The 25,903-nt window shown below is 72.6% G+C and carries 22 protein-coding genes; 14 read left to right on the top strand and 8 right to left on the bottom strand.

The features are described from left to right. Nucleotides 1-68 precede the first annotated feature (68 nt). Nucleotides 69-1,562: a M1 family metallopeptidase gene (locus tag BG482_RS31220; protein WP_069772546.1), complete on the bottom strand. Its 1,494-nt coding sequence runs from the start codon at nucleotides 1,560-1,562 to the stop codon at nucleotides 69-71. A gap of 217 nt (nucleotides 1,563-1,779) precedes the next feature. On the opposite strand from BG482_RS31220, the gene BG482_RS31215 reads away from it, so the two are divergent. Continuing rightward, on the top strand, nucleotides 1,780-3,711 hold the full coding sequence (locus BG482_RS31215; RefSeq protein WP_069772545.1) for a Xaa-Pro dipeptidyl-peptidase: 1,932 nt from the start codon (nucleotides 1,780-1,782) through the stop codon (nucleotides 3,709-3,711). A gap of 63 nt (nucleotides 3,712-3,774) precedes the next feature. On the opposite strand, the gene BG482_RS31210 is transcribed toward BG482_RS31215, so the two are convergent. After that, complete coding sequence (locus BG482_RS31210; RefSeq protein WP_069772544.1) at nucleotides 3,775-4,731, bottom strand: FAD-binding oxidoreductase; 957 nt, start codon at nucleotides 4,729-4,731, stop codon at nucleotides 3,775-3,777. Between the two features lie 86 nt (nucleotides 4,732-4,817). Here BG482_RS31210 and BG482_RS31205 point away from each other — a divergent pair, with 86 nt between their 5' ends. Beyond that, nucleotides 4,818-6,458, top strand: coding sequence for an ABC-F family ATP-binding cassette domain-containing protein (locus BG482_RS31205; protein ID WP_069772543.1), 1,641 nt, complete (start codon nucleotides 4,818-4,820; stop codon nucleotides 6,456-6,458). On the opposite strand, the gene BG482_RS31200 is transcribed toward BG482_RS31205, so the two are convergent. From BG482_RS31200 to BG482_RS31190, 3 genes are all read right to left on the bottom strand, one after another. Next, nucleotides 6,455-7,024 carry a putative glycolipid-binding domain-containing protein gene (locus BG482_RS31200; RefSeq protein WP_069772542.1) on the bottom strand — a complete coding sequence of 190 codons (570 nt, stop codon included), beginning with the start codon at nucleotides 7,022-7,024 and terminating at the stop codon, nucleotides 6,455-6,457. The genes BG482_RS31205 and BG482_RS31200 overlap by 4 nt on opposite strands. 71 nt (nucleotides 7,025-7,095) lie before the next feature. Further along, on the bottom strand, nucleotides 7,096-9,507 hold the full coding sequence (locus tag BG482_RS31195; protein ID WP_069772541.1) for a Tex family protein: 2,412 nt from the start codon (nucleotides 9,505-9,507) through the stop codon (nucleotides 7,096-7,098). 129 nt (nucleotides 9,508-9,636) lie between these two features. Beyond that, a complete protein-coding gene (locus BG482_RS31190) occupies nucleotides 9,637-10,386 on the bottom strand; it encodes an enoyl-CoA hydratase/isomerase family protein (RefSeq protein WP_069772540.1) in 750 nt (249 codons plus the stop codon). Between the two features lie 308 nt (nucleotides 10,387-10,694). Between BG482_RS31190 and BG482_RS31185 the strand changes: the two genes are divergently transcribed. Further along, entirely contained in the window at nucleotides 10,695-11,213 is a 519-nt protein-coding gene (locus BG482_RS31185) for an ATP-binding protein (RefSeq protein WP_069772577.1), read from the top strand. Between the two features lie 3 nt (nucleotides 11,214-11,216). Here BG482_RS31185 and idi read toward each other — a convergent pair whose 3' ends face one another. From idi to galE, 3 genes are all read right to left on the bottom strand, one after another. Then, nucleotides 11,217-11,810, bottom strand: coding sequence for an isopentenyl-diphosphate Delta-isomerase (gene idi, locus BG482_RS31180; protein WP_069772539.1), 594 nt, complete (start codon nucleotides 11,808-11,810; stop codon nucleotides 11,217-11,219). Nucleotides 11,811-11,999: 189 nt separating this feature from the next. Next, nucleotides 12,000-12,941 (bottom strand): cation diffusion facilitator family transporter, encoded by a 942-nt coding sequence (locus tag BG482_RS31175; RefSeq protein WP_069772538.1) that lies wholly within the window; start codon nucleotides 12,939-12,941, stop codon nucleotides 12,000-12,002. 153 nt (nucleotides 12,942-13,094) lie between these two features. Next, nucleotides 13,095-14,063 (bottom strand): UDP-glucose 4-epimerase GalE, encoded by a 969-nt coding sequence (galE, locus tag BG482_RS31170; RefSeq protein ID WP_069772537.1) that lies wholly within the window; start codon nucleotides 14,061-14,063, stop codon nucleotides 13,095-13,097. Between the two features lie 379 nt (nucleotides 14,064-14,442). Between galE and BG482_RS31165 the strand changes: the two genes are divergently transcribed. The 11 genes from BG482_RS31165 (at nucleotide 14,443) to BG482_RS31120 (ending at nucleotide 25,899) form a co-directional block, all read left to right on the top strand. Continuing rightward, on the top strand, nucleotides 14,443-16,278 hold the full coding sequence (locus tag BG482_RS31165) for a DUF5941 domain-containing protein (protein WP_069772536.1): 1,836 nt from the start codon (nucleotides 14,443-14,445) through the stop codon (nucleotides 16,276-16,278). After that, the gene (locus BG482_RS31160; RefSeq protein ID WP_069772535.1) at nucleotides 16,275-17,027 is read left to right on the top strand and encodes a sugar phosphate nucleotidyltransferase; all 753 of its coding nucleotides are present in this window, start codon (nucleotides 16,275-16,277) and stop codon (nucleotides 17,025-17,027) included. The genes BG482_RS31165 and BG482_RS31160 overlap by 4 nt, the downstream gene beginning before the upstream one ends. Next, nucleotides 17,015-18,076, top strand: a complete 1,062-nt coding sequence (locus BG482_RS31155; RefSeq protein ID WP_069772534.1) for an iron-containing alcohol dehydrogenase family protein — start codon at nucleotides 17,015-17,017, stop codon at nucleotides 18,074-18,076. Before BG482_RS31160 ends, BG482_RS31155 begins: the two co-directional genes overlap by 13 nt. Further along, nucleotides 18,054-18,833 carry a CDP-alcohol phosphatidyltransferase family protein gene (locus BG482_RS31150; RefSeq protein WP_079142382.1) on the top strand — a complete coding sequence of 260 codons (780 nt, stop codon included), beginning with the start codon at nucleotides 18,054-18,056 and terminating at the stop codon, nucleotides 18,831-18,833. The genes BG482_RS31155 and BG482_RS31150 overlap by 23 nt, the downstream gene beginning before the upstream one ends. Before the next feature lie 35 nt (nucleotides 18,834-18,868). After that, nucleotides 18,869-19,714 carry a glycosyltransferase family 2 protein gene (locus tag BG482_RS31145; RefSeq protein WP_176741519.1) on the top strand — a complete coding sequence of 282 codons (846 nt, stop codon included), beginning with the start codon at nucleotides 18,869-18,871 and terminating at the stop codon, nucleotides 19,712-19,714. Nucleotides 19,715-19,843: 129 nt separating this feature from the next. Further along, a complete protein-coding gene (locus tag BG482_RS31140; protein ID WP_069772531.1) occupies nucleotides 19,844-20,740 on the top strand; it encodes an ABC transporter permease in 897 nt (298 codons plus the stop codon). A 507-nt stretch (nucleotides 20,741-21,247) separates the two neighbouring features. Next, a complete protein-coding gene (gene hpnC / locus BG482_RS31135; RefSeq protein WP_069772530.1) occupies nucleotides 21,248-22,159 on the top strand; it encodes a squalene synthase HpnC in 912 nt (303 codons plus the stop codon). After that, nucleotides 22,156-23,106: a presqualene diphosphate synthase HpnD gene (gene hpnD, locus BG482_RS31130; protein WP_069772529.1), complete on the top strand. Its 951-nt coding sequence runs from the start codon at nucleotides 22,156-22,158 to the stop codon at nucleotides 23,104-23,106. Before hpnC ends, hpnD begins: the two co-directional genes overlap by 4 nt. After that, entirely contained in the window at nucleotides 23,106-23,258 is a 153-nt protein-coding gene (locus tag BG482_RS46260) for a DUF6380 family protein (protein ID WP_370745928.1), read from the top strand. Before hpnD ends, BG482_RS46260 begins: the two co-directional genes overlap by 1 nt. Then, nucleotides 23,255-24,760 (top strand): hydroxysqualene dehydroxylase HpnE, encoded by a 1,506-nt coding sequence (gene hpnE, locus BG482_RS31125; RefSeq protein ID WP_069772528.1) that lies wholly within the window; start codon nucleotides 23,255-23,257, stop codon nucleotides 24,758-24,760. The genes BG482_RS46260 and hpnE overlap by 4 nt, the downstream gene beginning before the upstream one ends. After that, nucleotides 24,757-25,899: a polyprenyl synthetase family protein gene (locus BG482_RS31120; protein ID WP_079142380.1), complete on the top strand. Its 1,143-nt coding sequence runs from the start codon at nucleotides 24,757-24,759 to the stop codon at nucleotides 25,897-25,899. The genes hpnE and BG482_RS31120 overlap by 4 nt, the downstream gene beginning before the upstream one ends. Nucleotides 25,900-25,903: the final 4 nt, after the last annotated feature.

The raw sequence follows: 25,903 nt of genomic DNA, 5'->3' as shown, positions 1-25,903 counted from the left end.
CAGAACCACCGTGAATCAGACAGGAGTTCGCAGAGTTCCGGCCGTGCCATGGGCGGAGGGGGCAGGGCTCAGTGCTCATGGACGTCGTTCGTCGCGGCGATCTTCTTCCACGACCTCGGCGCCACGGGCGCGGCCGCCGGCTTCGCGATCGACGCGGTGCGCGCCGCGGGCGCCCCGGGCTTGGCCGGCTCGAAGAGCCATGTGTCGAACAACGCGTCCAGCCGCTTGCCGGAGACCTGCTCGGCGTACTGCCGGAAGTCGGCGATCGCCGCGTTGCCGTACGCGTGCTGCCGGGGCCAGCCCTTGAGGACGGTGAAGAACGCGTCGTCGCCGATCTCGTTGCGCAGCGCCTGCACGGCCAGCGCGCCCCGGTCGTAGACGGCGATGTCGAACTGGTTCTCCGGGCCAGGGTCGCCCGGCTTCACCGTCCAGAACGCGTCGTCGGCCGGATGCGCGGCGTACACGTAGTCCGCGAGCTCCTGCGCCGTGCCCTCGTCCTCGTGCTCGGACCACAGCCACTGCGCGTACCGGGCGAAGCCCTCGTTCAGCCAGATGTCCTTCCAGCCGGCCACGGACACGAAGTCGCCGTACCACTGGTGGGCCAGTTCATGCACCACCACGGAGGTGTTCGAGCCGCTCGCGAACTGCCGCGGGCTGTAGAACGGCCGGGTCTGCGTCTCCAGCGCGTACCCCGTGGTCGTGTTCGGCACGTACCCGCCGAGCGCGTCGAAGGGGTACGGCCCGAAGTAGCCGCTCAGCCAGTCGGCGATCTCCCCGGTCCGCTCGATGCTCGCCCGCGCCGCACCGGCGTTGTCGCCCAGGTCCTGGCTGTAGGCGTTGACGACCGGGATGCCGCTCTCGGTCGTGCCGGTCGTGATGTCGAACCTGCCGACCGCGAGGGTGGCGAGATAGGTGGCCTGCGGTTTGCCGGACCGCCAGTTGTAGCGGGTCCAGCCGGCCCGGGAACTCGTGGACTGCAGCGTGCCGTTGGAGAGGGCCTGGGTGCCGTCCGGCACCTGGACCGACACGTCGTAGGTGGCCTTGTCGAGCGGGTGGTCGTTGCTGGGGAACCACCACCAGGCCGACTCGGGCTCGTTCGCGCCGACCCCGCCGTCCGGGGTGCGGTGCCAACTGGTGAAGCCGTACGCCTGCTTCGACGACGGGACTCCGCTGTAGCGCACCACGACGGTGATCGCCGCGCCCTTGGGCAGGGCCTTCTTCGGCGTGATCTGGAGCTCGTGCTCGCCGGAGGCGGCGAACGCCGCCTTCACGCCGTCGACCCGCACCTCGCTGACGTCGAGCAGGAAGTCCAGGTCGAAGCGCGACAGATCCTGCGTGGTCGTCGCGAGGATGGTCGCCGTCCCCTCCAACTCGTCCGTGGCGGGCTGGTACTTCAGCCGCAGGTCGTAATGGGAGACGTCGTATCCGCCGTTGCCGTAGGCCGGGTAGTAGGGGTCGCCGATGCCCGGGGCGCCGGGGGAGAAGCTCGCGGCCGATGCCGGGATCGCCAGCAGGACGGACGCGGCGGCCAGTGCGCCCGGCGCGAGGATTCTGCGCTGCACGAAAGCTCCAAGTCGTAGAGGCAAGGGGTCTGTTGGGAGCCTATTGACTCCCTGTGCCCCAGGACCTGCCCAGCACCACCCCTGTCACACGATCGCCATTCGGCCGACACGTGCGAACCACCCACACGGTCGTGTTCCGGCCACCGGCCTTCCCGCGCCCCCCGGAGCATCATGTGCCCTCTTCTGCACGGGAGTTGACCGGAGTACCGTCCCGCGCATGCCGACACGCACGCGCTTCACGACCTGGAGACCGCTCGCGACCGCCGTCATCACCCTCCTGGTGGCCGCCTTCCTCACCCCGGCAGCGGCCCACGGCGCCCCACGCGAGAGCCGACCCGTGTACTCCTACACAGACGCCGTCCGCGAAGCCGTCTGGGTCGACACCGGGCTCGACGCCGACGGCGACGGCCGGACGGACCGGGTCGCCGCCGACGTCGTCCGCCCCCGCGAACCCGCCGCACAGGGCCGCAAGGTGCCCGTCATCATGGACGCGAGCCCCTACTACTCCTGCTGCGGACGCGGCAACGAGGGGCAGCTCAAGACGTACGACCCGGCCGGGAACGTCGTCCAGATGCCGCTGTTCTACGACAACTACTTCGTCCCGCGCGGCTATGCCTTCGTCGGCGTCGACCTGGCCGGCACCGGACGCTCCGACGGCTGCGAGGACGTGGGCGGCCGCTTCGAGGTGCAGTCCGCCAAGGCCGTCGTCGACTGGCTCAACGGCCGCGCCAAGGCCTACACCACCCGCACCGGCAGCACGACCACCAGGGCGAGCTGGACCAACGGCGCGACCGGCATGATCGGCAAGAGCTGGGACGGCACCATCGCCAACGCCGTCGCCGCCACCGGCGTCCGGGGCCTGAGGACGGTCGTGCCGATCAGCGCCATCTCCTCCTGGTACGACTACTACTTCGCCCAGGGCGCCCCGCTCTACGACTCGGGCCCCGACGCCCTCGCCGACTACGTCACCTCCCCCGACGCGCGCACCCGGTGCGCCGCCGTCCAGCGCCGACTCGTCGACGACGCCCCGCGCACCGGAGACCGGACGCCGCTGTGGACCGAGCGCGACTACGTCAAGGACGCGCGCAAGGTGAAGGCCAGCGTCTTCCTCGTCCACGGCCTGCAGGACCTCAACGTTCGCACCAAGCACCTCGGGCAGTGGTGGGACGCCCTCGCGAAGAACGGCGTCGAGCGCAAGATCTGGCTCTCCCAGACCGGCCACGTCGATCCCTTCGACTTCCGCCGCGCCGACTGGGTCGACACCCTGCACCGCTGGTTCGACCACGAACTCCTCGGTTACGACAACGGCATCGACCGCGAGCCGATGGCCGACATCGAACGCCACCCCGACCAGTGGGTCACTTCGAAGGTCTGGCCGCCGCACGGCACCCGGACCGCGATCCTGCGCCCGACCGCCGGCGCCCTCGGTCTGCGCAGGGGCACGGGCAGCGCGACCTTCACCGACGACCCGCGGCTCGACGAGACCGACTGGGCCGCGCGGATCGACACGCCGACGCCCGACAAGGCAGGCTTCGTCACCGGCGCCCTCACCCGTGACCTGCGCCTGTCCGGCTCCTCCCAGGTCACCGTCACCGCCACGCCCACCACGGCCACGGCTCACCTGAGCGCCGTCCTCGTCGACCTCGGCCCGGACACCGTCCGGGACTACGCGGCCGGCGGCGAGGGCATCACCACCCTCGACGAGCGCACCTGCTGGGGCGAGAGCACCGCGGGCGACAGCGCCTGCTTCAAGGAGACGAAGGCAAAGACCGTCGACGTGGGCGCCACCGTCGTCAGCCGGGGCTGGGCCGACCTCGGCACCTACGCCGACCCCGGCAAGGGCGTGCCGCTCACTCCGGGCAGGGCGTACACGATCACCCTCGGCCTCGCCGCCACCGACCACGTCGTCCCGGCCGGTCATCGCCTCGCGCTGATCGTGGCGGGCACCGACAGGGACCTCATCGACCCGCCCGCCGACACCCCGACGCTCGCCGTGGACCTGTCCCGCACGTCGGCCCGGGTCCCCTTCGTGGGCGGAGCCAAGGCGTTCGCCGCCGCGACGGCCGGGTCCCGCCCGGCCGCCGCCGCCTCCCACGCCGCCCCGCCGGCCGGCACGGGCGCGCCGCGGCGCGAGCTCCGGCTTCCCTGACGGGCCGGCCGGGGTCGGCCGGCCCCGGCCGGGGCCTGGAACGCGCGCCGGTTCCGTGACCGGTCAGGAGGAGACGGCCAGCGCGGCCGCCTCCTCCGCGCATCCCCAGGCCACGGTCACCCCGGCTCCGCCATGCCCGTAGTGGTGGACGACCGTGCGTCCGTCGGGCAGCTCCTGCCGCTCCAGCCGCACGGCCGGGCGGGCCGGCCGCAGCCCCACCCGGTGTTCCAGCACCCGCGCCCCGGCCACCTCCGGCCGCAGGGCGGCGCACCGGCGCACGATCGCCTCCGCCCGGGCGGGGTCCGGTTCCAGGGACCCGACGCCGTCCTCGGACGTGCCGCCCAGCAGCAACCGTCCCGGCTGCGGGAAGAAGTAGGTCAGCTCCCCGGCCGCGGTGGTGGAGACGAGCCAGGTGTCCACCCCGGGGTTCTCCACCACGACCAGCTGCCCGCGCACCGGCCGCACCGAGTCGTCGCCCATCAGGTCGCGGGCGCCCAGGCCGGTGCAGTTGACCACGACCGGCGCGTCCACCGCCGCCAGGTCGGACACGGTGCGCTCCTCGACCGTGCCGCCCGCCCGCAGCAGCCGCGCCCGCAACCACGGCAGATGCACCGACATGTCGATCAGCGGCAGCCGCGCCCAGACGGCGCTGCGCGCCGGGTGCTCCCGGGCGGTGGCCCGGCGCAGCCCGGGCAGCCGGCCCGCCGCCCAGCCCTCGACGTCCGCCGGGTCCATCTCGCCCATGGCCCCCTCGACCAGCCGCACCCCGGTCTCCTCGGGCCGCTCGGCCAGCCCCCGGTACACCTCCAGCGAACGCAGCGCCCACACGCGGGCCGACGCCTTCGGTTCGATGTGGTACGGCCACCACAGCGCGCCCGCGACGGCGGACGTGGTCCGCTCGGCGGCGTCCCGCGTCCACACCCGTACCCGCCGGCCGCGCTCGGCGAGGACGACGGCCGTGGTCAGCCCGACGACCCCGCTGCCGACCACGACGATCCCGCCGTCTCCCTGAATGTCCACGCAGGGACGGTAACGGACCCCGGCCGCCGTCGGAGCGAAACCCTGGCGACGAGGGGCGGCGCCCGCCCACTAGGATCTACCGTCTGATGACTGCCACCCTCGTCGCCAAGAACCTCGCCGCCGGGCACGGCGACCGCTCCCTCTTCTCCGGGCTCGACCTCGTCGTCGGCCCCGGGGACGTGATCGGGCTGGTCGGAGCCAACGGCGCGGGCAAGTCCACCCTGCTCACGCTGCTCGCCGGGCTCACCGCTCCCGAGCAGGGCGAGCTGCGGCTCTCCCCGCCGACCGCGACCGTCGGCCATCTGCCCCAGGAGCCGGAGCGCCGGCCCGGCGAGAGCGTGCGGGAGTTCCTGGCCCGTCGCACCGGCGTCGCCGAGGCGCAGCGCACGATGGACGAGGCCACCCAGGCTCTGGTCGACGGGGCGCCCGGCGCGGACGACGCGTACGCGACGAGCCTGGAGCGCTGGCTCGACCTCGGCGGCGCCGACCTCGACGAGCGCGCCGAGGAGGTCGCCGACTCGCTCGGGCTCGGCGTCGACCTCGACCAGCCGATGACCTCGCTGTCGGGCGGCCAGGCCGCGCGCGCGGGCCTCGCCTCCCTCCTGCTGTCCCGCTACGACGTCTTCCTGCTGGACGAGCCGACCAACGACCTCGATCTCGACGGCCTGGAGCGCCTCGAACGCTTCGTGACCGGCCTGCGCGCCGGCACGGTCGTCGTCAGCCACGACCGCGAGTTCCTCACCCGCACGGTCACCAAGGTCCTCGAACTCGACCTCGCCCAGCAGCAGATCAACCTCTACGGCGGCGGCTACGACGCCTACCTGGAGGAGCGGGACGTGGCCCGCCGGCACGCCCGCGAGGACTACGAGGAGTACGCCGACAAGAAGTCCGCCCTGCAGGACCGCGCGCAGACCCAGCGCTCCTGGATGGACAAGGGCGTCAAGAACGCGCGCCGCAAGGCGGCCAACGACAACGACAAGATCGGCCGCAAGTTCCGCAGCGAGGCCAGCGAGAAGCAGGCAGCGAAGGCCCGGCAGACGCAGCGCATGATCGAGCGTCTGGAGGTCGTCGACGAGCCGCGCAAGGAGTGGGAGCTGCGCATGGAGATCGCGGCCGCCCCGCGCTCGGGCGCGGTCGTGGCCACCCTGCGCGACGCCGAGGTGCGGCGCGGCGACTTCCGCCTCGGTCCGGTGACGCTGCAGATCGACTGGGCCGACCGGGTCGCGGTCACCGGTGCGAACGGCGCGGGCAAGTCCACCCTGCTCGGCGCGCTCCTCGGCCGGATCCCGCTGGACGCCGGACACGCGGCCGTGGGCTCGGGCGTCCTGGTCGGCGAGGTCGACCAGGCGCGGCAGCTGTTCCACGGGGCGGAGTCGCTGCTCGACGCGTTCCGGGCGGCCGTCCCCGACACCGAACCCGCCGAGGTGCGCACCCTGCTGGCCAAGTTCGGCCTGAAGTCGGAGCACGTCATGCGTCCGGCGGTCACGCTGTCACCCGGTGAGCGCACCCGCGCCGCCCTCGCCCTGTTGCAGGGCCGGGGCGTCAATCTCCTCGTCCTCGACGAGCCGACGAACCACCTCGACCTGCCGGCCATCGAACAGCTGGAGTCCGCCCTCGACGCCTACGAGGGCACGCTGCTGCTGGTCACCCACGACCGGCGGATGCTGGACGCCGTCCACGTCACGCGCCGGCTGGAGGTCGTGGACGGCAAGCTGACGGAGCGCTAGGGGACCAGCCGGGTGGCCAGTCCGGGATAGTCGAGGACGTAACCGTCCGGGTCGAAGGCGACGTCGCTGCGGAAGCCCCCCGAGGTGTAGCGGACCACCGCCCCGCCCTGCGGGTGCGCGCCGAGATGCGTGTACGTCTGCCAGGACGGTCGCACGGTCAGCGCCGGCACCGACACCCACGCCATCAGGAACCGGCGCTCGCCCGGCCGCCGGTGCAGTGCGTGCCGCAGCACCGGCATGGTGTTGGTGAGCGGGCACAGGCCGAGGTCGCAGTCGAGGGCCTCGTCGAAGCCGGGAAGGCGCTCCCCGTCGGCCGTCCAGCCGCCCCGTCCGTCGTGCCGCAGGTCCAGGGAGCGGGTGCGCTCGGCCGACTCGACGGTGACCCGCAGCCGGCGGGTCACGAATCCGTCGGCCGTGTCGAGTTCGTAGGACACCCAGTACGGCTGCGGCGTCGTGCCGACCGCCCGCCCCCGGGCGCGGAGCACGCCGTCTCCCGCCTCGGTCCACGCGGTCTCGTAACCGCCGCTCGCCGACACGCTCCAGCTGAGGACCCGCGAAGCACCCATACGGTCACTGTACGAGCGGCCCGGGCCACGGCGCGTGCGCCGCGGGCCCGGACGGTCTCGTCACCGGGTGCTCAGCCCCGGCCCTTCTTCGGGTCGAGCAGGCCCGCCTTGCGCAGCGCGTCGGCCATCGCGCTGTTCGCAGGCGGCGCCGCCGCCTGCCGCGAGCCGCCGCCGCGCTGTCCGCCGGCCTGCTGCTGTCGCTGGCGCTGCTGGGGCGGACGGCCCCCGCCGCCGTCCCGCTGCTGCCGTCCGCCGCCGGAGGGCCTGCCCTGCTCGCCCGGGGCGGCCGCCTCGTCGTCCAGCCGCAGCGTCAGGGAGATCCGCTTGCGCGGGATGTCCACGTCGAGGACCTTCACCTTGACGATGTCACCCGGTTTGACGACCTCCCGCGGGTCCTTGACGAACGTCTTCGACAGGGCGGAGACGTGCGCCAGACCGTCCTGATGGACGCCGACGTCGATGAACGCCCCGAAGGCCGCCACATTGGTCACGACGCCTTCCAGGACCATCCCGGCGGCCAGGTCGGAGATCTTCTCCACGCCGTCCTTGAAGACGGCCGTCTTGAACGCGGGCCGCGGGTCGCGCCCGGGCTTCTCCAGCTCCTTGAGGATGTCGGTGACGGTCGGCAGACCGAACGTCTCGTCCACGAAGTCCGTCGGCCGCAGCGAGCGCAGTACCGCCGTGTTGCCGACCAGCGACGCCACCTCCTGCCCCGAGGTCTTCACCATGCGCCGCACCACCGGGTAGGCCTCCGGGTGCACGCTGGAGGCGTCCAGCGGGTCGGATCCGCCGCGGATCCGCAGGAAGCCCGCGCACTGCTCGTAGGCCTTGGGGCCGAGCCGCGGCACCTTCTTCAGCTCCGTGCGGGAGGTGAACGGCCCGTTGGCGTCCCGGTGCGCCACGATGTTCTCCGCCAGGCCGGAGGTGATGCCGGAGACCCGGGCGAGCAGTGGCGCGGAGGCCGTGTTGACGTCGACGCCCACGCCGTTCACACAGTCCTCCACCACCGCGTCCAGCGAACGCGACAGCTTCACCTCGGACAGGTCGTGCTGGTACTGGCCGACGCCGATCGACTTCGGGTCGATCTTCACCAGCTCGGCGAGCGGGTCCTGCAGCCGGCGGGCGATCGAGACGGCGCCGCGGAGCGAGACGTCCATGTCCGGCAGTTCCTGCGAGGCGAAGGCGGAGGCCGAGTACACGGAGGCGCCGGCCTCGGACACCATCACCTTGGTGAGCTGCAGCTCCGGGTGTTTGGCGATCAGCTCAGCGGCCAGCCGGTCGGTCTCGCGGGACGCGGTGCCGTTGCCGATGGCGATCAGGTCGACCGCGTGCTCCGCGGACAGCCGCGCCAGCTTGGCGATGGCCTCGTCCCACCGGTTCGCCGGGACGTGCGGGTGGATCACGTCCGTGGCGACGACCTTGCCGGTCGCGTCGACGACGGCGACCTTCACGCCCGTGCGGAAGCCGGGATCGAGGCCCAGCGTCGCGCGCGTGCCGGCCGGGGCGGCGAGCAGCAGGTCGCGCAGGTTGGCGGCGAAGACGTTCACGGCCTCGTCCTCGGCGGCCGTCCGCAGACGCAGCCGCAGGTCGATGCCGAGGTGCACGAGGATGCGGGTGCGCCAGGCCCAGCGGACCGTGTCGGTCAGCCACTTGTCGGCCGGGCGGCCGCGGTCGGCGATGCCGAACCGGCTTGCGACGATGCCCTCGTACGAGGAGGGGCCGGGCTGCTCGGAGGGCTCTTCCGGCTCCAGGACGAGGTCGAGGACGTCCTCCTTCTCGCCGCGCAGCATGGCCAGGATGCGGTGCGAGGGCAGCGCGGTGAACGGCTCGGCGAAGTCGAAGTAGTCGGCGAACTTCGCGCCCGCCTCCTCCTTGCCGTCACGCACCTTCGCGACCAGCCGGCCACGCCCCCACATGCGCTCGCGCAGCTCGCCGATCAGGTCGGCGTCCTCCGAGAACCGCTCGGTCAGGATCGCCCGCGCGCCGTCCAGCGCCGCCTGTGCGTCGGCGACGCCCTTGCCGGCGTCGACGAAGGCTGCGGCCGCCGCGATCGGATCGACCGAGGGGTCGCCGAGCAGCCCCTGCGCGAGAGGTTCGAGGCCCGCCTCGCGCGCGATCTGCGCCTTGGTGCGCCGCTTGGGCTTGTACGGTAGGTAGACGTCCTCCAGGCGCGCCTTGGTCTCGGCGCCCCGGATCTGCGCCTCCAGCGCGTCGGTGAGCTTGCCCTGCTCGCGCACCGACTCCAGGATCGCGGCCCGCCGCTCCTCCAGCTCCCGCAGATAGCGCAGCCGCTCCTCGAGCGTGCGCAGCTGCGCGTCGTCGAGCATCTCGGTCGCTTCCTTGCGGTAACGAGCGATGAAGGGCACCGTCGAGCCGCCGTCGAGCAGCTCTACGGCCGCCTTGACCTGCCGTTCCCGTACGCCGAGTTCTTCGGCGATCCTGCCTTCGATGGATCCTGCTTCGATGGACCCGGGTGTCGTCACGATCCCGTACCGCCTTCTCCACTGAGGTTGCGCGGCAATTGTGGCAGGTGGCGCCGACACTCGGGGATCAGGACGCGGTCGTCGTGCCGGGGCCCCGCCGCGCGGCGGCCGTCCGCCGTCGTCGGCGCTTCACCCGGACGCGGTCCAGGCGAAGCGCGGCTCGCGGCGCTCCAGGAACGCGGCGACGCCCTCCGCCGTGTCGCCGTTGCCCCGGGCCTGCGCGCTCCAGTGGGCGTCCCGGTCCGTGCGTCCGTCGGCGAACTCCTTGGCCGCGGCCTGTGTCAGCTGGGAGCGGGACACCAGCAGGCGGGTGAACTCCCCGACGCGGTCGTCGAGTTCGTCGGCGGGCAGTACCTCGTCGATCAGTCCGGTGCGCAGCGCCCGGTCGGCGCCGATCAACTCGCCGGAGAACAAAAGGTACTTGGCGGTGGCCGGCCCCACCAGGGACACCAGCCGCCTGGTGGCGGAGGACGGGTAGACGATCCCGAGCTTCGCCGGCGTCACCCCGAACAGCGCGCCCTCCTCGGCGAACCGCAGGTCGCACGCGGCGGCGAGCTGGGCGCCGCCGCCCACGCAGTGCCCCCGGACCGCCGCCAGCGTCGGCTTGGGGAACGCGGCCAGGGCGTCCTCGGCGCGCACCGCCAGCGTCTGGGCCTCCTGCGGCGACCCCTGGAGCGTGGAGATGTCCGCCCCGGCGCAGAAGGTGCCGCCCGCGCCCGTCAGCACCAGCGCCCGTACGCCGGGGTCGGCGGCCAGGGTGTCCAGCAGCGGGGGCAGTGCCGCCCACATCGCGGCGGTCATGGCGTTGCGCTTCGCGGGATGGTGCAGGACGACGGTGGCGACCTGGTCGGTGACGCCGTGCAGCAGTTCGGGCTCCATGCCCGGATGCTAACCATCCGGCTTGCGGCGGCAGTGAGGCGGTCGGTGCGGGCGGGCGGCGCGAACCGGGCGGCGCGGGCGGCAAAGGGGTCAAATGGGAGGAGCCGCACCGTGGAACCCGTACAACCCGAAGAGTGCGCGAAGGCGGCGCAGACGCGACAGAAACGGTCCTGCGCTCGACGGTGTCCTTCTGATGGGGTCGGAAACGCTCATTAACCGCTGACTTCTGTTCAGTCATCCGGAGGGGAGCGTCTCGTTCCCACACTCGACGTGTGGTGACAATCGAGCGCGAGGGTGGCGACCGGACGATGGACGATCACGGGCGGGGGCCCGACCCGCGCCCAGCGGGCGGGCCGGCCGCACCTTCCGAACCCCTTGCGGAGGCCGAACCGCGACCGCTGCCCTACGAGGGCGTGTGGCGGTTCACCGCGGCCGCCGTGGACGCCTCGGTCCCGCAGGCGCGGCACGCCGTGCGGGACCTGCTGTACCGCCAGGGGGTGCCGATCCCGGACGACCTGGCGCAGGGGCTCCTGCTGATCGTCTCCGAGCTGGTGACCAACGCCGTCCGGCACGCGGCCGTGCTCTCGCCCACCCTCGCGGTGGAGATCGCCGTCGGCGCCGAGTGGGTGCGGGTCTCCGTCGAGGACAGCCACCCCTACCGGCCGACCGCCCTGGAGACCGACCACGGCCGCACGGGCGGCCGCGGACTGCTCCTGGTGCGGGAGATCACCAGGGAGGCGGGCGGGGTGTGCGACGTCGAGCACACGGGGAACGGCGGCAAGGTGATCTGGGCCGCCCTGCCGCTCAAGCCGGTCAGGCTGCCCTGAACGTCACCAGCCGGCCGAGGGGCCCGTCAGCTCCCTGACCGCCGGCCGAGCGGCGTCCAGCACCGTCATGAACCAGGAGGAGAACGGGGCCTCGGCATGCCGCTTCGCCAGCTCGGCCGACGTCACGTAGGCCGTGTCGCCGACCTCCTGCGCGTCCGGCCGCAGCGGCGCCTGCACCAGACCGACGAACAGGTGGTTGTACTCCTGCTCCACCAGCCCGGAGTCCGGGTCGGGGTGGTTGTAGCGGACCGTGCCGGCCTCGGCGAGCAGCGACGGGGAGACGCCCAGCTCCTCGAACGTGCGGCGCGCCGCCGCCGCGAACGGCGCCTCGCCCGGATAGGGGTGACCGCAGCAGGTGTTCGACCACACGCCGGGGGAGTGGTACTTGCCGAGCGCCCGCTGCTGCAGGAGCAGCCTGCCCCGCTCGTCGAAGAGGAACACGGAGAACGCGCGGTGCAGTTGCCCCGGCGGCTGATGGGCGGCGAGCTTCTCCGCGGTGCCGATCGTGACGCCGTTCTCGTCGACCAGCTCCAGCAAGATCGCGTCAGCGGTGCCGTTCGACGAGTTGTGTGTCGCGGTGGCAGGTGTGATCGGCATACCCATCCTTAAGCATCGGTCCTCGCGTCCCCAGTCTGCCGTACGCGTCCGGCACTCCCGGCACTTCGCGCGAATGCCCGCATGTCCCGCGCGCGGCAGGAGACCCGGTAGCTGATCTTGCCCGGCGCCGCGGGCGGGGAACCGCCCGGAACGTCTGTGCGGTTACGCCGTCGGGGACCGCGCGCACGCTCAGTGACAGAGCCGCGCCTCGTGTTCCGCGTGTCCGACGGGCTCCAGCTGGAAGGTGCAGTGCTCCACGTCGAAGTGGTCGCCCAGGCAGCCCTGGAGCTCGTGCAGCATCTTCTCGTGGCCGATGGCGTTGAGCGCGTCCGAGGCCACCACGACGTGCGCCGACAGCACCGGCATCCCCGAGGTGATCGTCCAGGCGTGCAGGTCGTGGACGTCCTGCACCCCGTCCAGGGCCAGGATGTGGGACCGCACCTCCGCCATGTCGACGTCCTTGGGAGCCGACTCCAGCAGCACGTCGAGCGTCTCGCGCAGCAGCTTCACGGTCCGCGGCACGATCATCAGGCCGATGGCGAGCGAGGCGACGGGGTCCGCGGTCTGCCAGCCGGTGGTCAGGATCACCACCGCCGAGACGATCACCGCCACCGAGCCCAGCGCGTCGGCGGCCACTTCCAGGAACGCCCCGCGCACGTTCAGGCTCTCCGCCTGGCCGCGCATCAGCAGGGTGAGCGAGATCATGTTCGCGACCAGACCGATCGCGCCGAACCAGATCATCAGCCCGGCCTCGGTCGGGGCCGGCGTGAGGAACCGCTGGACCGCCTCGTACAGCACGTAGCCGCCCACTCCGAGCAGCAGCAGACAGTTGGCGAGGGCGGCGAGGATCTCCGCGCGGGCCAGCCCGAAGGTGCGGTTCGCGCTCGGCGGCCGGTTGGCGAAGTGGATGGCGAGCAGCGCCATGCCCAGGCCCAGGGCGTCCGTCGCCATGTGCGCGGCGTCCGCGATCAGCGCGAGGGAGTCGGCGAGCAGCCCGCCGACGATCTCGACCACCATGACGCCGAGCGTGATCGACAGCGCGACCCGCAGCCTGCCGCGGTACGCCGCGGCGGCCGTGCCGGTGGTCGGCGCGTGTGCGTGGGTGTGGCCGTGGTCGTGCCCAGCCCCCATGGAAGCCGCCCCTTCGTGATCGGTCGTGTCCCGCCCGGGATCACAGTCAACTACGGGTGGGGGGTATCCGGCAACGCGGTACTGAACACCGTTGTCATATGCCCTGACCTGCGGAAACGAAGCGCAGGTCAGGACGCCGCCGCGCTCTCGGCGTCACGCGTGGTGCAGTTGCCAGCCCCGCCAGGCCGAGTCCACCATCTCGCGCACGCCCCGTCGAGCCGTCCACCCCAGTTCCCGGGCCGCCAGCTCCGCCGAGGCCACCGCGCGCGGCGCGTCCCCGGGCCGGCGGCCCTCGATCACCGCCGGCCGGGTGTCGCCGGTGACCTCCCCGATGAGCGAGACCAGTTCGCGCACGGACACGCCCTCGCCCCGCCCGATGTTCACCGTGAGATCCCCCACCGCGTCCGGCGCGGACAGCCGCCGGGCCGCCGCCAGGTGCGCCTCCGCCAGATCGGCGACGTGGATGTAGTCCCGGACGCAGGTGCCGTCCGGGGTCTCGTAGTCCGCGCCGAAGATCCGTGGGGCCTCGTCCCGGGTGAGCCGGTCGAAGACCATCGGGACGATGTTGAAGACGCCGGTGTCGGCGAGCTCGGGCGCCGTGGCCCCCGCCACGTTGAAGTAACGCAGGCACGTCGTCGCGATGCCGTGCGCCTGCCCGGCCGCCCGTACCAGCCACTCGCCGGCGAGCTTGGTCTCGCCGTACGGGTTCACCGGAGCGCACGGGGTGTCCTCCGTGATGAGGTCCACGTCCGGGGTGCCGTAGACGGCCGCGGAGGAGGAGAACAGGAAGCGCCGGACGCCGGCCCCGGCGACCGCGTCGAGCAGGGCTGCCAGACCGCCCACGTTGTCCCGGTAGTAGCGGGTGGGCCGCGCCACCGACTCGCCGACCTGCTTGTGCGCGGCCAGGTGCACCACGCCCGTCACGGAGTGCTCGGCGAGGACCCGCTCGACCAGCCCGGCGTCGAGGGCCGAGCCCTGCACGAGCGAGACGTCCGGCCCGAGCCGTGCGGCCGAGCCCGTGGAGAGATCGTCCAGTACGACGACGCGCTCTCCGGCTCCGGTCATGGCCCGTGCCACATGCGCCCCTATGTATCCGGCTCCGCCGGTGATCAGCCACGTCATGCCCGAGACCCTATGCCGACGTGCGGGGAAGCCGGCGCGGTGGGCGATGTCCGCGATAGCTGCGATGTCTGCCGGTGTCCGCGGAGTCCGCTATATCTGCGATGTCGGCTCTGTGTGGCACGGTTTGTCGGCCGGGTCGCCGATCACCGATGATGATCTCGGCAAAGGCCGGTTCAAGCCGGGTTCGGGCCGGGCGGCCCGGATCGCGTCGAGCGGGCCCGAACGGGTGGTGAACACGGCCTTGTCGGCATCCGATAGCCTCTGCCGACATGCCGCCCGCCTGGCGCGGTCACCGGTGAGACCTCCGGTGCGGCCAAGGGGCGCCCCCCCATTGTGTACATGACCGGCGCGCACGCGCCGGACCAGGGAGTGAGTTCGGTTGTCGACCGCCATCCTCACCGGCTCGCCGGTCCCCGGATCGTCGATCGAGGGCGATCTGCGGTCCCTCGGCTTCGACGTCCGGACCGCAGCGGACGCCGGTGACGCCGAGACCCTCCTCGCCGGCGTCCCCGGCGACGAGCGCGTCGCCGTCGTGGACGCCCGTTTCGTGGGCCACGAGCACGCGCTGCGCCTCGGCCTCACCGACCCCCGATTCGCGCTCTCCGCGATCCCGGGCGCGGTGACCGCGCAGCCGGCCGGCCGCCAGGCCCTGACCCGCGCCATGGCCCGGGAGAACTCCGCGTCCGGCGGCGGCGCCCCCGCCGGCGCCGCCACGCGAGCCGCGTCGAGCGTCGAGGACGTCGGCAGCCTCGCCGACCGCATCGTCGAATCCCTCGACGCCGACGGCGTCGACGTGCACCGCCCCGAGCTGGGCAGCCTGGTCGCCGAGGTCCCCGCCGACCCGCAGGCCCGCAACGAGGCACGCCAGGCCGTCGCCGCCGTGGACGACGAGGCCGTCCGCCTGAAGTCGGCCGTCAAGGCCCGCGACGGCTTCTTCACCACCCACTTCATCAGCCCGTACTCGCGCTACCTCGCCCGCTGGTGCGCCCGCCGCGGCCTCACCCCGAACCAGGTCACCACCGCCTCGCTGATCACCGCGCTGATCGCGGCGGCCTGCGCCGCCACCGGCACCCGGCCCGGGTTCGTCGCCGCCGGCGTCCTGCTCATCGCGTCCTTCGTGCTGGACTGCACCGACGGCCAGCTCGCCCGCTACTCCCTGCAGTACTCCACGCTCGGCGCCTGGCTCGACGCCACCTTCGACCGGGCCAAGGAGTACGCCTACTACGCGGGTCTCGCGCTCGGCGCGTCCCGCGGCGGCGGCAGCGACGACGTATGGGCGCTCGCGCTGGGCGCGATGATCCTGCAGACCTGCCGGCACGTCGTGGACTTCTCCTTCAACGAGGCCAACCACGACGCCACCGCCAACACCAGCCCCACCGCCGCCCTCTCCGACAAGCTCGACAGCGTCGGCTGGACGGTCTGGGTGCGGCGGATGATAGTGCTGCCCATCGGTGAACGATGGGCCATGATCGCCGTGCTCACCGCCGCGACGACTCCGCGCATCACCTTCTACGCGCTGCTGATCGGCTGCGCCTTCGCGGCGACGTACACCACGGCCGGGCGGGTGTTGCGCTCACTGACCCGCAAGGCCCGGCGTACCGACCGTGCGGCGCAGGCGCTGGCCGACCTCGCGGACACCGGACCGCTGGCCGGACCGCTGATCCGCCTCGCGCCGGGCAGGCCCCGTCGGACCGCTCCCCTCTCCGCCGCCGTCGGCGCAGTCCTGCTCACGGGCGGCGCCTGGGTGTGGGGAGCGAGCTGGTGGCTCGTCCTGGCGGCGCTGGTCTACGTCGCCCTGTCCGCCGAGGCCCTCTCCCACCCCCTCAAGGGCGCCCTCGACTGGCTGATCCCGCCGTTCTTCCGGGCCGCCGAATACTGCACGGTCCTCATCCTCGCGGCGAGGACCGGGGGCGGTGCGGCGCTTCCCGCGGCTTTCGGCCTGGTGGCCGCCGTCGCCTACCATCACTACGACACGGTGTACCGCATCCGCGGAGACGCCGGAGCGCCGCCGGCCTGGCTGGTGCGCGCCGTCGGGGGGCAGGAAGGGCGGACGCTGCTCGTGGCCGTGCTGGCCGCGCTGCTCACCGCTTCGCAGTTCGAGGTCGCGCTCACGGTGCTCGCCGTGGCCGTCGCCCTGGTGGTGCTCGTCGAGAGCATCCGCTTCTGGGTGTCCGCAGGGGCCCCCGCCGTACACGATGAAGGAGAACCCGCATGATCGGCCTCGTGCTGGCGGCCGGCGCCGGACGGCGTCTGCGCCCCTACACCGACAGCCTGCCCAAGGCGCTGGTGCCGGTCGGGCCTGCGGGCATAGAGGGCGAGCCCACGGTGCTGGACCTGACGCTCGGCAACTTCGCCGAGATCGGTCTGACCGAGGTCGCGGTGATCGTCGGCTACCGCAAGGAGGCCGTGTACGAGCGCAAGGCGGCGCTGGAGGCCAAGTACGGCCTCAAGCTCACCCTCATCGACAACGACAAGGCCGAGGAGTGGAACAACGCCTACTCCCTGTGGTGCGGCCGTGACGCACTCAAGGACGGCGTGATCCTCGCCAACGGCGACACCGTGCACCCCGTCTCCGTGGAGAAGACGCTGCTCGCCGCGCGCGGTGAGGGCAGGAGGATCATCCTCGCGCTGGACACCGTCAAGTCCCTCGCCGACGAGGAGATGAAGGTCGTCGTCGACCCCGGGAAGGGCATGACGAAGATCACCAAGCTGATGGACCCGGCCGAGGCCACCGGCGAATACATCGGCGTCACCCTCATCGAGGGCGACGCGGCCCCCGAACTGGCCGACGCGCTCAAGGCCGTCTGGGAGACCGACCCGCAGCAGTTCTACGAGCACGGGTACCAGGAGCTGGTGAACCGCGGCTTCCGTATCGACGTCGCGCCGATCGGCGACGTCAAGTGGGTCGAGATCGACAACCACGACGACCTCGCGCGCGGACGGGAGATCGCGTGCCAGTACTGACCCGGCTGATCCCCTCGCCCGTCGTCGTCGACATCCGCCCCGGCGCCCTCGACGACCTGGTGGGGGTCCTCGCCGACGAGCGCATCTCGCACTCGGGCAAGCTCGCGATCGCCGTCAGCGGCGGCTCGGGCGCCCGGCTGCGCGAGCGCCTCACCCCGGCCCTGCCCGGCGCCTGCTGGTACGAGGTCAGCGGCGGCACCCTCGACGACGCCGTCCGGCTGGCCGGCGACATAAAGGCCGGCCGCTACGACGCCGTGGTGGGTCTGGGCGGCGGCAAGATCATCGACTGCGCGAAGTTCGCCGCGGCACGGGTGGGCCTCCCGTTGGTCGCCGTGCCGACCAACCTCGCGCACGACGGCCTGTGCTCGCCGGTCGCGACCCTCGACAACGACGCGGGGCGCGGCTCCTACGGTGTGCCGAACCCGATCGCCGTCGTGATCGACCTGGACGTGATCCGCGAGGCCCCGGTGCGGTTCGTGCGCGCCGGCATCGGCGACGCGGTGTCGAACATCTCGGCCATCGCGGACTGGGAGCTGGCCAACCGGATCAAGGGCGAGAAGATCGACGGCCTGGCCGCCGCGATCGCCCGCCAGGCCGGCGAGGCGGTGCTCAGGCACCCGGGCGGCATCCAGGACACCGACTTCCTCCAGGTCCTGGCCGAGGCGCTGGTGCTCAGCGGCATCGCCATGTCGGTGTCGGGCGACTCCCGCCCGTCCTCCGGCGCCTGCCACGAGATCAACCACGCCTTCGACCTGCTCTTCCCCAAGCGGGCTGCCGCCCACGGCGAGCAGTGCGGCCTCGGAGCGGCCTTCGCGATGTACCTGCGCGGAGCCCACGAGGAGTCGGCCTACATGGCGCAGGTGCTGCGCCGCCACGGGCTGCCGGTCCTGCCCGAGGACATCGGCTTCACGGTGGACGAGTTCGTCCGGGCCGTGGAGTTCGCCCCCGAGACCCGGCCCGGCCGCTACACGATCCTCGAACACCTCGACCTCAAGACCGAACAGATCAAGGACGTCTACGCCGACTATGTCAAGGCCATCGGTAGCTGAACTCAGACCGGTCGTCCACCCTCCGGGGGTGAAGGACCGGCGCAGCGGTGAGCACTGGATGGGACGCCTCTACATGCGAGAGGTGTCCCTGCGGGTGGACCGCTATCTGGTCGACACCAGGGTCACGCCCAACCAGCTCACGTACCTGATGACCGTCTTCGGCGTGCTGGCGGCCCCGGCCCTGCTGGTGCCGGGGATCACGGGCGCCGTGCTCGGCGTGGTGTGCGTCCAGATGTACCTGCTGCTGGACTGCGTCGACGGCGAGATCGCGCGCTGGAAGAAGCAGTACTCCCTGGCGGGGGTCTACCTGGACCGGGTCGGCGCGTATCTCACCGACGCCGCCGTGCTCGTCGGATTCGGCCTGCGCGCCGCCGACCTGTGGGGCAGCGGGCGGATCGACTGGCTGTGGGCCTTCCTCGGCACGCTGGCCGCGCTGGGCGCGATCCTGATCAAGGCCGAGACCGACCTCGTCGGCGTCGCCCGCCACCAGGGCGGCATGCCCCCGGTCAAGGAGGCGGCGTCCGAGCCGCGCTCCTCCGGCATGGCGCTGGCCCGCCGGGCCGCCTCGGCGCTCAAGTTCCACCGCCTGATCCTCGGCATCGAGGCGTCCCTGCTCATCCTGGTGCTGGCCGTCCTCGACCAGCTGCACGGCGACCTGTTCTACTCCCGGCTCGGCGTCGCCGTGCTCGCCGGCATCGCGCTCGTGCAGACGCTGCTGCACCTGGTGTCCATCCTCGTGTCGAGCAGGCTGAAGTGAGCTCCCACCTCACGGTCGGCGCGGTCGTCATCACCATGGGCGACCGCCCCGACGAGCTGCGTGCCCTGCTCGACTCGGTGGCCGAGCAGGACGGCGACCGCGTCGAGGTGGTGGTCGTCGGCAACGGCTCGCCCGTCCCGGCCGTCCCCGAGGGCGTCCGCACCGTCGAACTCCCCGAGAACCTCGGCATCCCCGGCGGCCGCAACGTGGGCATCGAGGCCTTCGGCCCCAGCGGCCGCGACGTCGACGTCCTGCTGTTCCTCGACGACGACGGCCTCCTCGCCCACCACGACACGGCCGAGCTGTGCCGCCGGGCCTTCGCCGCCGATCCCCGGCTGGGCATCGTCAGCTTCCGCATCGCCGACCCGGACACCGGCGTCACGCAGCGCCGCCACGTGCCCCGGCTGCGCGCCTCCGACCCGATGCGCTCCTCCCGGGTCACCACCTTCCTCGGCGGCGCCAACGCCGTCCGCACGAAGGTCTTCGCGGAGGTCGGCGGGCTCCCGGACGAGTTCTTCTACGCCCACGAGGAAACGGACCTGGCCTGGCGGGCCCTCGACGCGGGCTGGATGATCGACTACCGGCCGGACATGGTCCTCCACCACCCGACGACCGCGCCCTCGCGGCACGCGGTGTACCACCGCATGGTGGCCCGCAACCGCGTCTGGCTGGCCCGCCGCAACCTTCCCGCCCCCCTGATCCCGGTCTATCTCGGGGTCTGGCTGCTCCTCACCCTCGTCCGCCGCCCCTCGGCGGCCGCGCTCAGGGCGTGGTTCGGCGGCTTCCAGGAGGGATGGACCACCGCGTGCGGGCCTCGCCGGCCCATGAAATGGCGCACGGTCTGGCGGCTCACGCGACTGGGCCGGCCTCCGGTGATCTGACAGGCTCGTCCCCGAGGGCACCCGGGCCGCGCCGCGGGACGCCCCCGCTCGTGCCGGTCCCGTCCAGGGCGCGCACGCCGAAGGCGAAGGTCTACCTGTGAGTGAGGCAACGCGTATGTCGGAGTCGCCGTGAACGCGCTCGCCTCGCCCGACGAGGGCCTCACGGCGGCGCAGCTGGCAGCCCGGTACGGGCTGGCCGTGAGCGGGGCCCGCCCCTCGCTGCCGGAGTACGTCCGCCGCCTCTGGGAGCGCCGGCACTTCATGCTGGCGTTCTCCCGGGCGAAGGTGGCCGCGCAGTACAGCCAGGCCAGGCTCGGCCAGGTGTGGCAGGTCGCCACACCGTTGCTCAACGCGGCCGTGTACTTCATGATCTTCGGCGTGCTCCTGGACGCCGGCAGGGGGATGTCCCAGGAGGTCTACGTTCCCTTCCTGGTCACCGGCGTCTTCGTGTTCACCTTCACGCAGACCTCCGCGCTCAGCGGCGTGCGCGCGATCTCCGGCAACCTCGGACTGGTGCGCGCCCTGCACTTCCCGCGCGCCTGTCTGCCCGTCGCTTTCGCCCTGCAGCAGCTCCAGCAACTGCTGTACTCCATGCTCGTGCTGTTCATGGTGGTGATCGGCGCGGGCAGCTACCCGGACCTGTCCTGGGCGCTGATCGTGCCGGTGCTCGCCCTGCAGTTCTGCTTCAACACCGGTCTGGCGCTGATCCTCGCCCGGGCCGGCGCCAGGACCCCGGACCTGGCGCAGCTGATGCCGTTCGTGATGCGGACGTGGATGTACGCGTCCGGTGTGATGTTCTCCATCCCGGTCTTCCTCGCGGACAAGCCGCAATGGGCGGCGAACGTTCTGCAGTGGAATCCGGCCGCCGTCTACATGGACCTGATGCGCTTCGCGCTGATCGAGGGGTACGGCGCAGAGAACCTCCCCGAGCACGTCTGGGCGGTCGCGGGCGGCTGGGCGGCGCTGATCGCCGTCGGCGGCTTCGTGTACTTCTGGAGGGCGGAGGAGAGATACGGCCGTGGCTGAGCCGCTCCCGTCGCAGCCCCCGGGTCCACGTCCGCCGACCGCCGTGGCCGACGGGGACCGCATCGTCTCGCGCGTCGACGACGCGGGGCCGGCACGCGCCTGGCACTGGACCGGCGTGCGGACGGTCCGACAAGTGCACGGGCGGGTACGGCGTTTCGAACCGGCCCGACGGAACTGCCCGGCCGGACTCCGCGTCTGCAAAGGAAGCGTCAACTCGGGTCCCGCTTAGGAATCTTGACGCCAATCGGTGTGTTGTTGTGATGTGCGGGACACCCCCGAGATCCTCGCCGCGTTGTACAACGTAAGCTGGACCGGTCCCGAATCGCGGCAAAGTGGGGCGATAACGCGCAGCGCCCCTGGTCGGGGCCGTCGTGCGGACGGCCGGGCGGCGTGTCCGAAATAGTGCGCATTGGGTCGGCAGTGTAGAACGGGAGATGTGACGGCAATGGCTACGGAAACTCCCCAGCTCGACGCAGGCCGCGCCGTCCCGGCCCCGGGCGGACGACGATGACGGCGTCCGCGGCGCCACGCCCCGGCGACCCCGAGCAGAACACCCTCGACAAAGCGGCGCACGAGAACTTCCCCGTCGCCCCCTTCTTCCTGCCCAGGGCCTGGCGCGAGGACCTCATGGCCGTCTACGGCTACGCCCGGCTGGTCGACGACATCGGCGACGGCGACCTGGCGCCGGGCGGCGCGGACGCCCGCCTGCTCGGCGTGTCGGCCGGCGAGGCCGAGGACCGCCTCGTGCTGCTGGACGCCTTCGAAGCCGACCTGCGCCGGATTTTCGACGGGTCCGACGGCCCGCCCCGCCACCCCCTGCTGCGCCGCCTCCAGGCGACCGTGCGCCGCCGCTCGCTCACCCCGGAGCCCTTCCTCGCCCTGATCGCGGCCAACCGCCAGGACCAGTTCGTCGCCCGCTACGAGACGTACGACGACCTCCTCGCCTACTGCGGGCTGTCCGCCAACCCCGTCGGCCGTCTGGTCCTCGCCGTCACCGGCGCCGCGACCCCCGAGCGGATCCGCCGGTCCGACGCCATCTGCACCGCACTGCAGATCGTCGAACACCTGCAGGACGTGGCCGAGGACCTCGGCCGCGACCGCGTCTACCTGCCCGTCGTGGACATGAAGCGCTTTCACGTCCAGGAGGCGGACCTCGCCGCACCGACCTCGGGCGCCTCGGTGCGCGCGCTGGTCGCGTTCGAAGCGCAACGCGCGCGCGATCTCCTGAATGAAGGCGCCCCCCTGGTGGGTAGCGTCCACGGCAGGCTGAGACTGCTGCTCGCGGGGTTCGTGGCGGGGGGAAGGGCGGCGATCCGAGCGATCGCCGCCGCCGAGTACGACGTCCTTCCCGGCCCGCCCAAGCCCGGCAAGCTCCAGTTGCTGCGCGAGGTGGGCGTGACCCTGCGAGGAGAGGGGTGATCCGGGCCGTGGAGTCGTCACCGCACGCGTCCGCACCGGTACTCGCCGCCTACAGCTACTGCGAGACCGTCACCGGGCAGCAGGCCCGGAACTTCGCGTACGGCATCAGGCTGCTGCCCACACCGAAGCGCCGCGCGATGTCCGCGCTGTACGCGTTCTCGCGCCGCGTCGACGACATCGGCGACGGCGCGCTGGACGACGGCGTCAAGACCGCCAGACTGGAGGACACCCGGACGCTGCTGACCCGGATCCGGGCCGGCGAGGTCGACGAGGACGACACCGATCCCGTCGCCGTCGCCCTCGCGCACACGGCCCGCACCTTCCCGGTCCCGCTGGGCGGCCTGGACGAGCTGATCGACGGCGTCCTGATGGACGTGCGCGGCGAGACCTACGAGACCTGGGACGACCTGAAGACGTACTGCCGCTGTGTGGCCGGCGCCATCGGGCGGCTCTCGCTCGGCGTGTTCGGCACCGAACCGGGGGCGCGCGGAGCCGAGCGCGCGCCGGAGTACGCGGACACGCTGGGGCTTGCGCTCCAGCTCACCAACATCCTCAGAGACGTCCGCGAGGACGCGGCGGGCGGCCGCACCTATCTGCCCGCCGACGACCTCGCCAAGTTCGGCTGCTCGGCCGGGTTCGACGGGCCGAAGCCGCCGGAGGGCTCCGACTTCGCGGGTCTCGTGCACTTCGAGGTGCGCCGGGCCCGCACCCTTTTCGCCGAGGGCTACCGGCTGCTCCCCCTGCTCGACCGGCGCAGCGGCGCCTGCGTCGCCGCCATGGCCGGCATCTACCGCCGGCTCCTGGACCGCATCGAACGCGACCCCGAGGCGGTGCTGCGCGGCCGCGTCTCGCTGCCCGGCCGGGAGAAGGCCTATGTCGCCGTGCGCGGACTGTCGGGCCTGGACGCCCGGCACGTGTCGCGGCGGACCGTCAGGAGGCACACCTGATGGACGCGGCGGGCGACGAGCTGGGCCAAGGCGGCGCCAGCGCTGAAAAGCGGCACGCAACCCTCCGACGCGGCGCGGCGTCCCTGACTGCGACGGCCTGCGGTGCAGAGTTCAAGCACCATGGCCGGCCCGCACGGGAGGGTGCACGATGAACGACGAGCAGCCGGCGGACGCCGGGGGAGCGGCCGCTTCCCCGGGGCGCACCGCCGTCGTCGTGGGGGGCGGGCTCGCCGGCGTCACCGCGGCGCTCGCGCTCGCCGACGCGGGCGTGCGCGTCACCCTGCTCGAAGGCCGGCCGCGGCTCGGCGGCCTCGCCTTCTCCTTCCGGCGCGGCGAGCTGACCGTCGACAACGGACAGCACGTGTATCTGCGCTGCTGCACCGCCTACCGCTGGTTCCTGGACCGCATCGGAGGCAGCGCGCTGGCGCCGCTGCAGGAACGTCTCGACGTGCCCGTCGTCGACGTCGCCAAGCCCGAGGGGCGGCGGCTCGGCCGACTGCGGCGCGACGCGCTGCCCGTCCCCCTGCATCTGGGGCGCAGCCTCTCCGCGTATCCGCATCTCTCCCTCGCCGAACGCCTGCGAGTGGGCCGCGCCGCGCTCGCCCTGAAAGGGCTCGACCTGGCCGATCCGGCCCTGGACGCACAGGACTTCGGCAACTGGCTGACCGCGCACGGCCAGTCGCCGCGCGCCGTCGAGGCCCTGTGGGACCTGGTCGGCGTCGCCACCCTGAACGCGGTCGCCGGCGACTGTTCGCTCGCGCTCGCCGCGATGGTGTTCAAGACCGGTCTGCTGTCCGACCCGGGCGCGGCCGACATCGGCTGGGCGCACGTCCCGCTGGGCGAACTGCACGACGGGCTCGCCCGCAGGGCGCTCGACTCCGCGGGGGTGCGTACCGAGGTCCGGGCGCGCGTCACCTCCGTCTCCCGGGAGGGGAACGGGACATGGAGCGTCCAGGTTCCGGGCGAGACGCTCCACGCGGACACGGTCGTCCTCGCCGTCCCCCAGCGCGAGGCGTACGACCTGCTGCCCGAGGGCGCGCTCGATGACGCGGGGCGGCTGCTGGAGATCGGCACCGCGCCGATTCTCAACGTCCACGTCGTCTACGACCGCAAGGTGCTCGACACGCCCTTCTTCGCGGCGCTCGGCACTCCCGTGCAGTGGGTCTTCGACCGCACCCACGCCTCAGGGCTGCGCAGCGGCCAGTACCTCGCCCTGTCCCAGTCCGCCGCGCAGGACGAGATCGACGAGCCCGTCGCCGCCCTGCGTGAGCGCTACCTGCCGGAACTGCGCAGGCTGCTGCCGGGCACGCGCCGCGCCGAGGTGCGGGACTTCTTCGTGACCCGGGAGCGCACGGCGACGTTCGCCCCCACCCCCGGCGTCGGCCGTCTGCGGCCCGGCGCCCGCACCGAAGCCCCCGGCCTGTACCTGGCCGGAGCGTGGACCGCCACCGGGTGGCCCGCGACCATGGAGAGTGCGGTCCGCAGCGGCGTGAACGCGGCGGACGCCGCGCTGAGCGCCCTGGGCCGGCCCCGACCCCGCCGTCGCTTCGAGTCCGAGGAGACGGCCTACTGCATCGTTCCGGGGGACACCCCCCGGACCCCCGGCCGAGAACCGGAGGGAACCGGCGTTCCCCTGCGAGGGGGAACCCGGTGAAGTTCGATCAGCACGGCTCGGCACACCCCCGCACCCCCTCCGGTACCGCGACAAGAGGAGAAAATGTGCCCACTGTGCCCCAGGCCTCACCGGCCGCTCGGCGGACCGCGGTGGACGTGACCGCGCTACTGGAGCGCGGCCGCACCCTGGCCACACCGGTGCTGCGGGCGGCCGTCGACCGACTCGCCCCGCCCATGGACACGGTCGCCGCCTACCACTTCGGCTGGATCGACGCGCAGGGCAACCCCACCGACGGCGACGGCGGCAAGGCCGTGCGCCCGGCACTCGCGGTGCTCTCCGCCGAGGTCGCGGGGGCCGACCCCGAGACCGGCGTCCCCGGCGCGGTCGCCGTGGAGCTGGTCCACAACTTCTCCCTCCTGCACGACGACCTGATGGACGGCGACGAGCAGCGCCGCCACCGCGACACCGTCTGGAAGGTGCACGGCCCCGCGCAGGCCATCCTGGTCGGCGACGCGCTGTTCGCCCTCGCCAACGAGGTCCTTCTCGAACTCGGCACGGTGGAGGCCGGACGCGCCACCCGTCGTCTGACGACGGCCACCCGCGCCCTCATCGACGGCCAGGCCCAGGACATCTCCTACGAGCACCGCGACCGCGTCAGCGTCGAGGAGTGCCTGGAGATGGAGGGCAACAAGACCGGGGCGCTGCTGGCCTGCGCCTCCTCCATCGGCGCGGTGCTCGGCGGCGCGGACGACCGCACCGCGGACACGCTGGAGAGGTACGGATACCACCTCGGCCTGGCCTTCCAGGCCGTCGACGACCTCCTCGGCATCTGGGGCGACCCGGAGGCCACCGGCAAGCAGACCTGGAGCGATCTGCGCCAGCGCAAGAAGTCCCTGCCGGTGGTGGCGGCGCTCGCGGCGGGCGGTCCCGCCTCCGAGCGGCTCGGCGAGATGCTCGCCGCCGACGCCAAGAGCAACGACTTCGAGAACTTCTCCGAGGAGGAGTTCGCGGCCCGCGCGGCTCTGATCGAGGAGGCGGGCGGCCGTGACTGGACCGCCGGAGAGGCACGTCGTCAGCACGCCGTCGCCATCGAGGCCCTGAACGCCGTCGACATGCCCGAGCAGGTGCGGGACCGGTTCACGGCGCTCGCGGACTTCGTCGTCGTACGAAAGAGATGATCAC

Source organism: Streptomyces sp. LUP30, assembly GCF_001746365.1.
GTDB lineage: Bacteria > Actinomycetota > Actinomycetes > Streptomycetales > Streptomycetaceae > Streptomyces.
The sequence above is the reverse complement of the archived record's forward strand: the minus strand, read 5'-3'. Positions and strand labels throughout refer to the sequence as shown.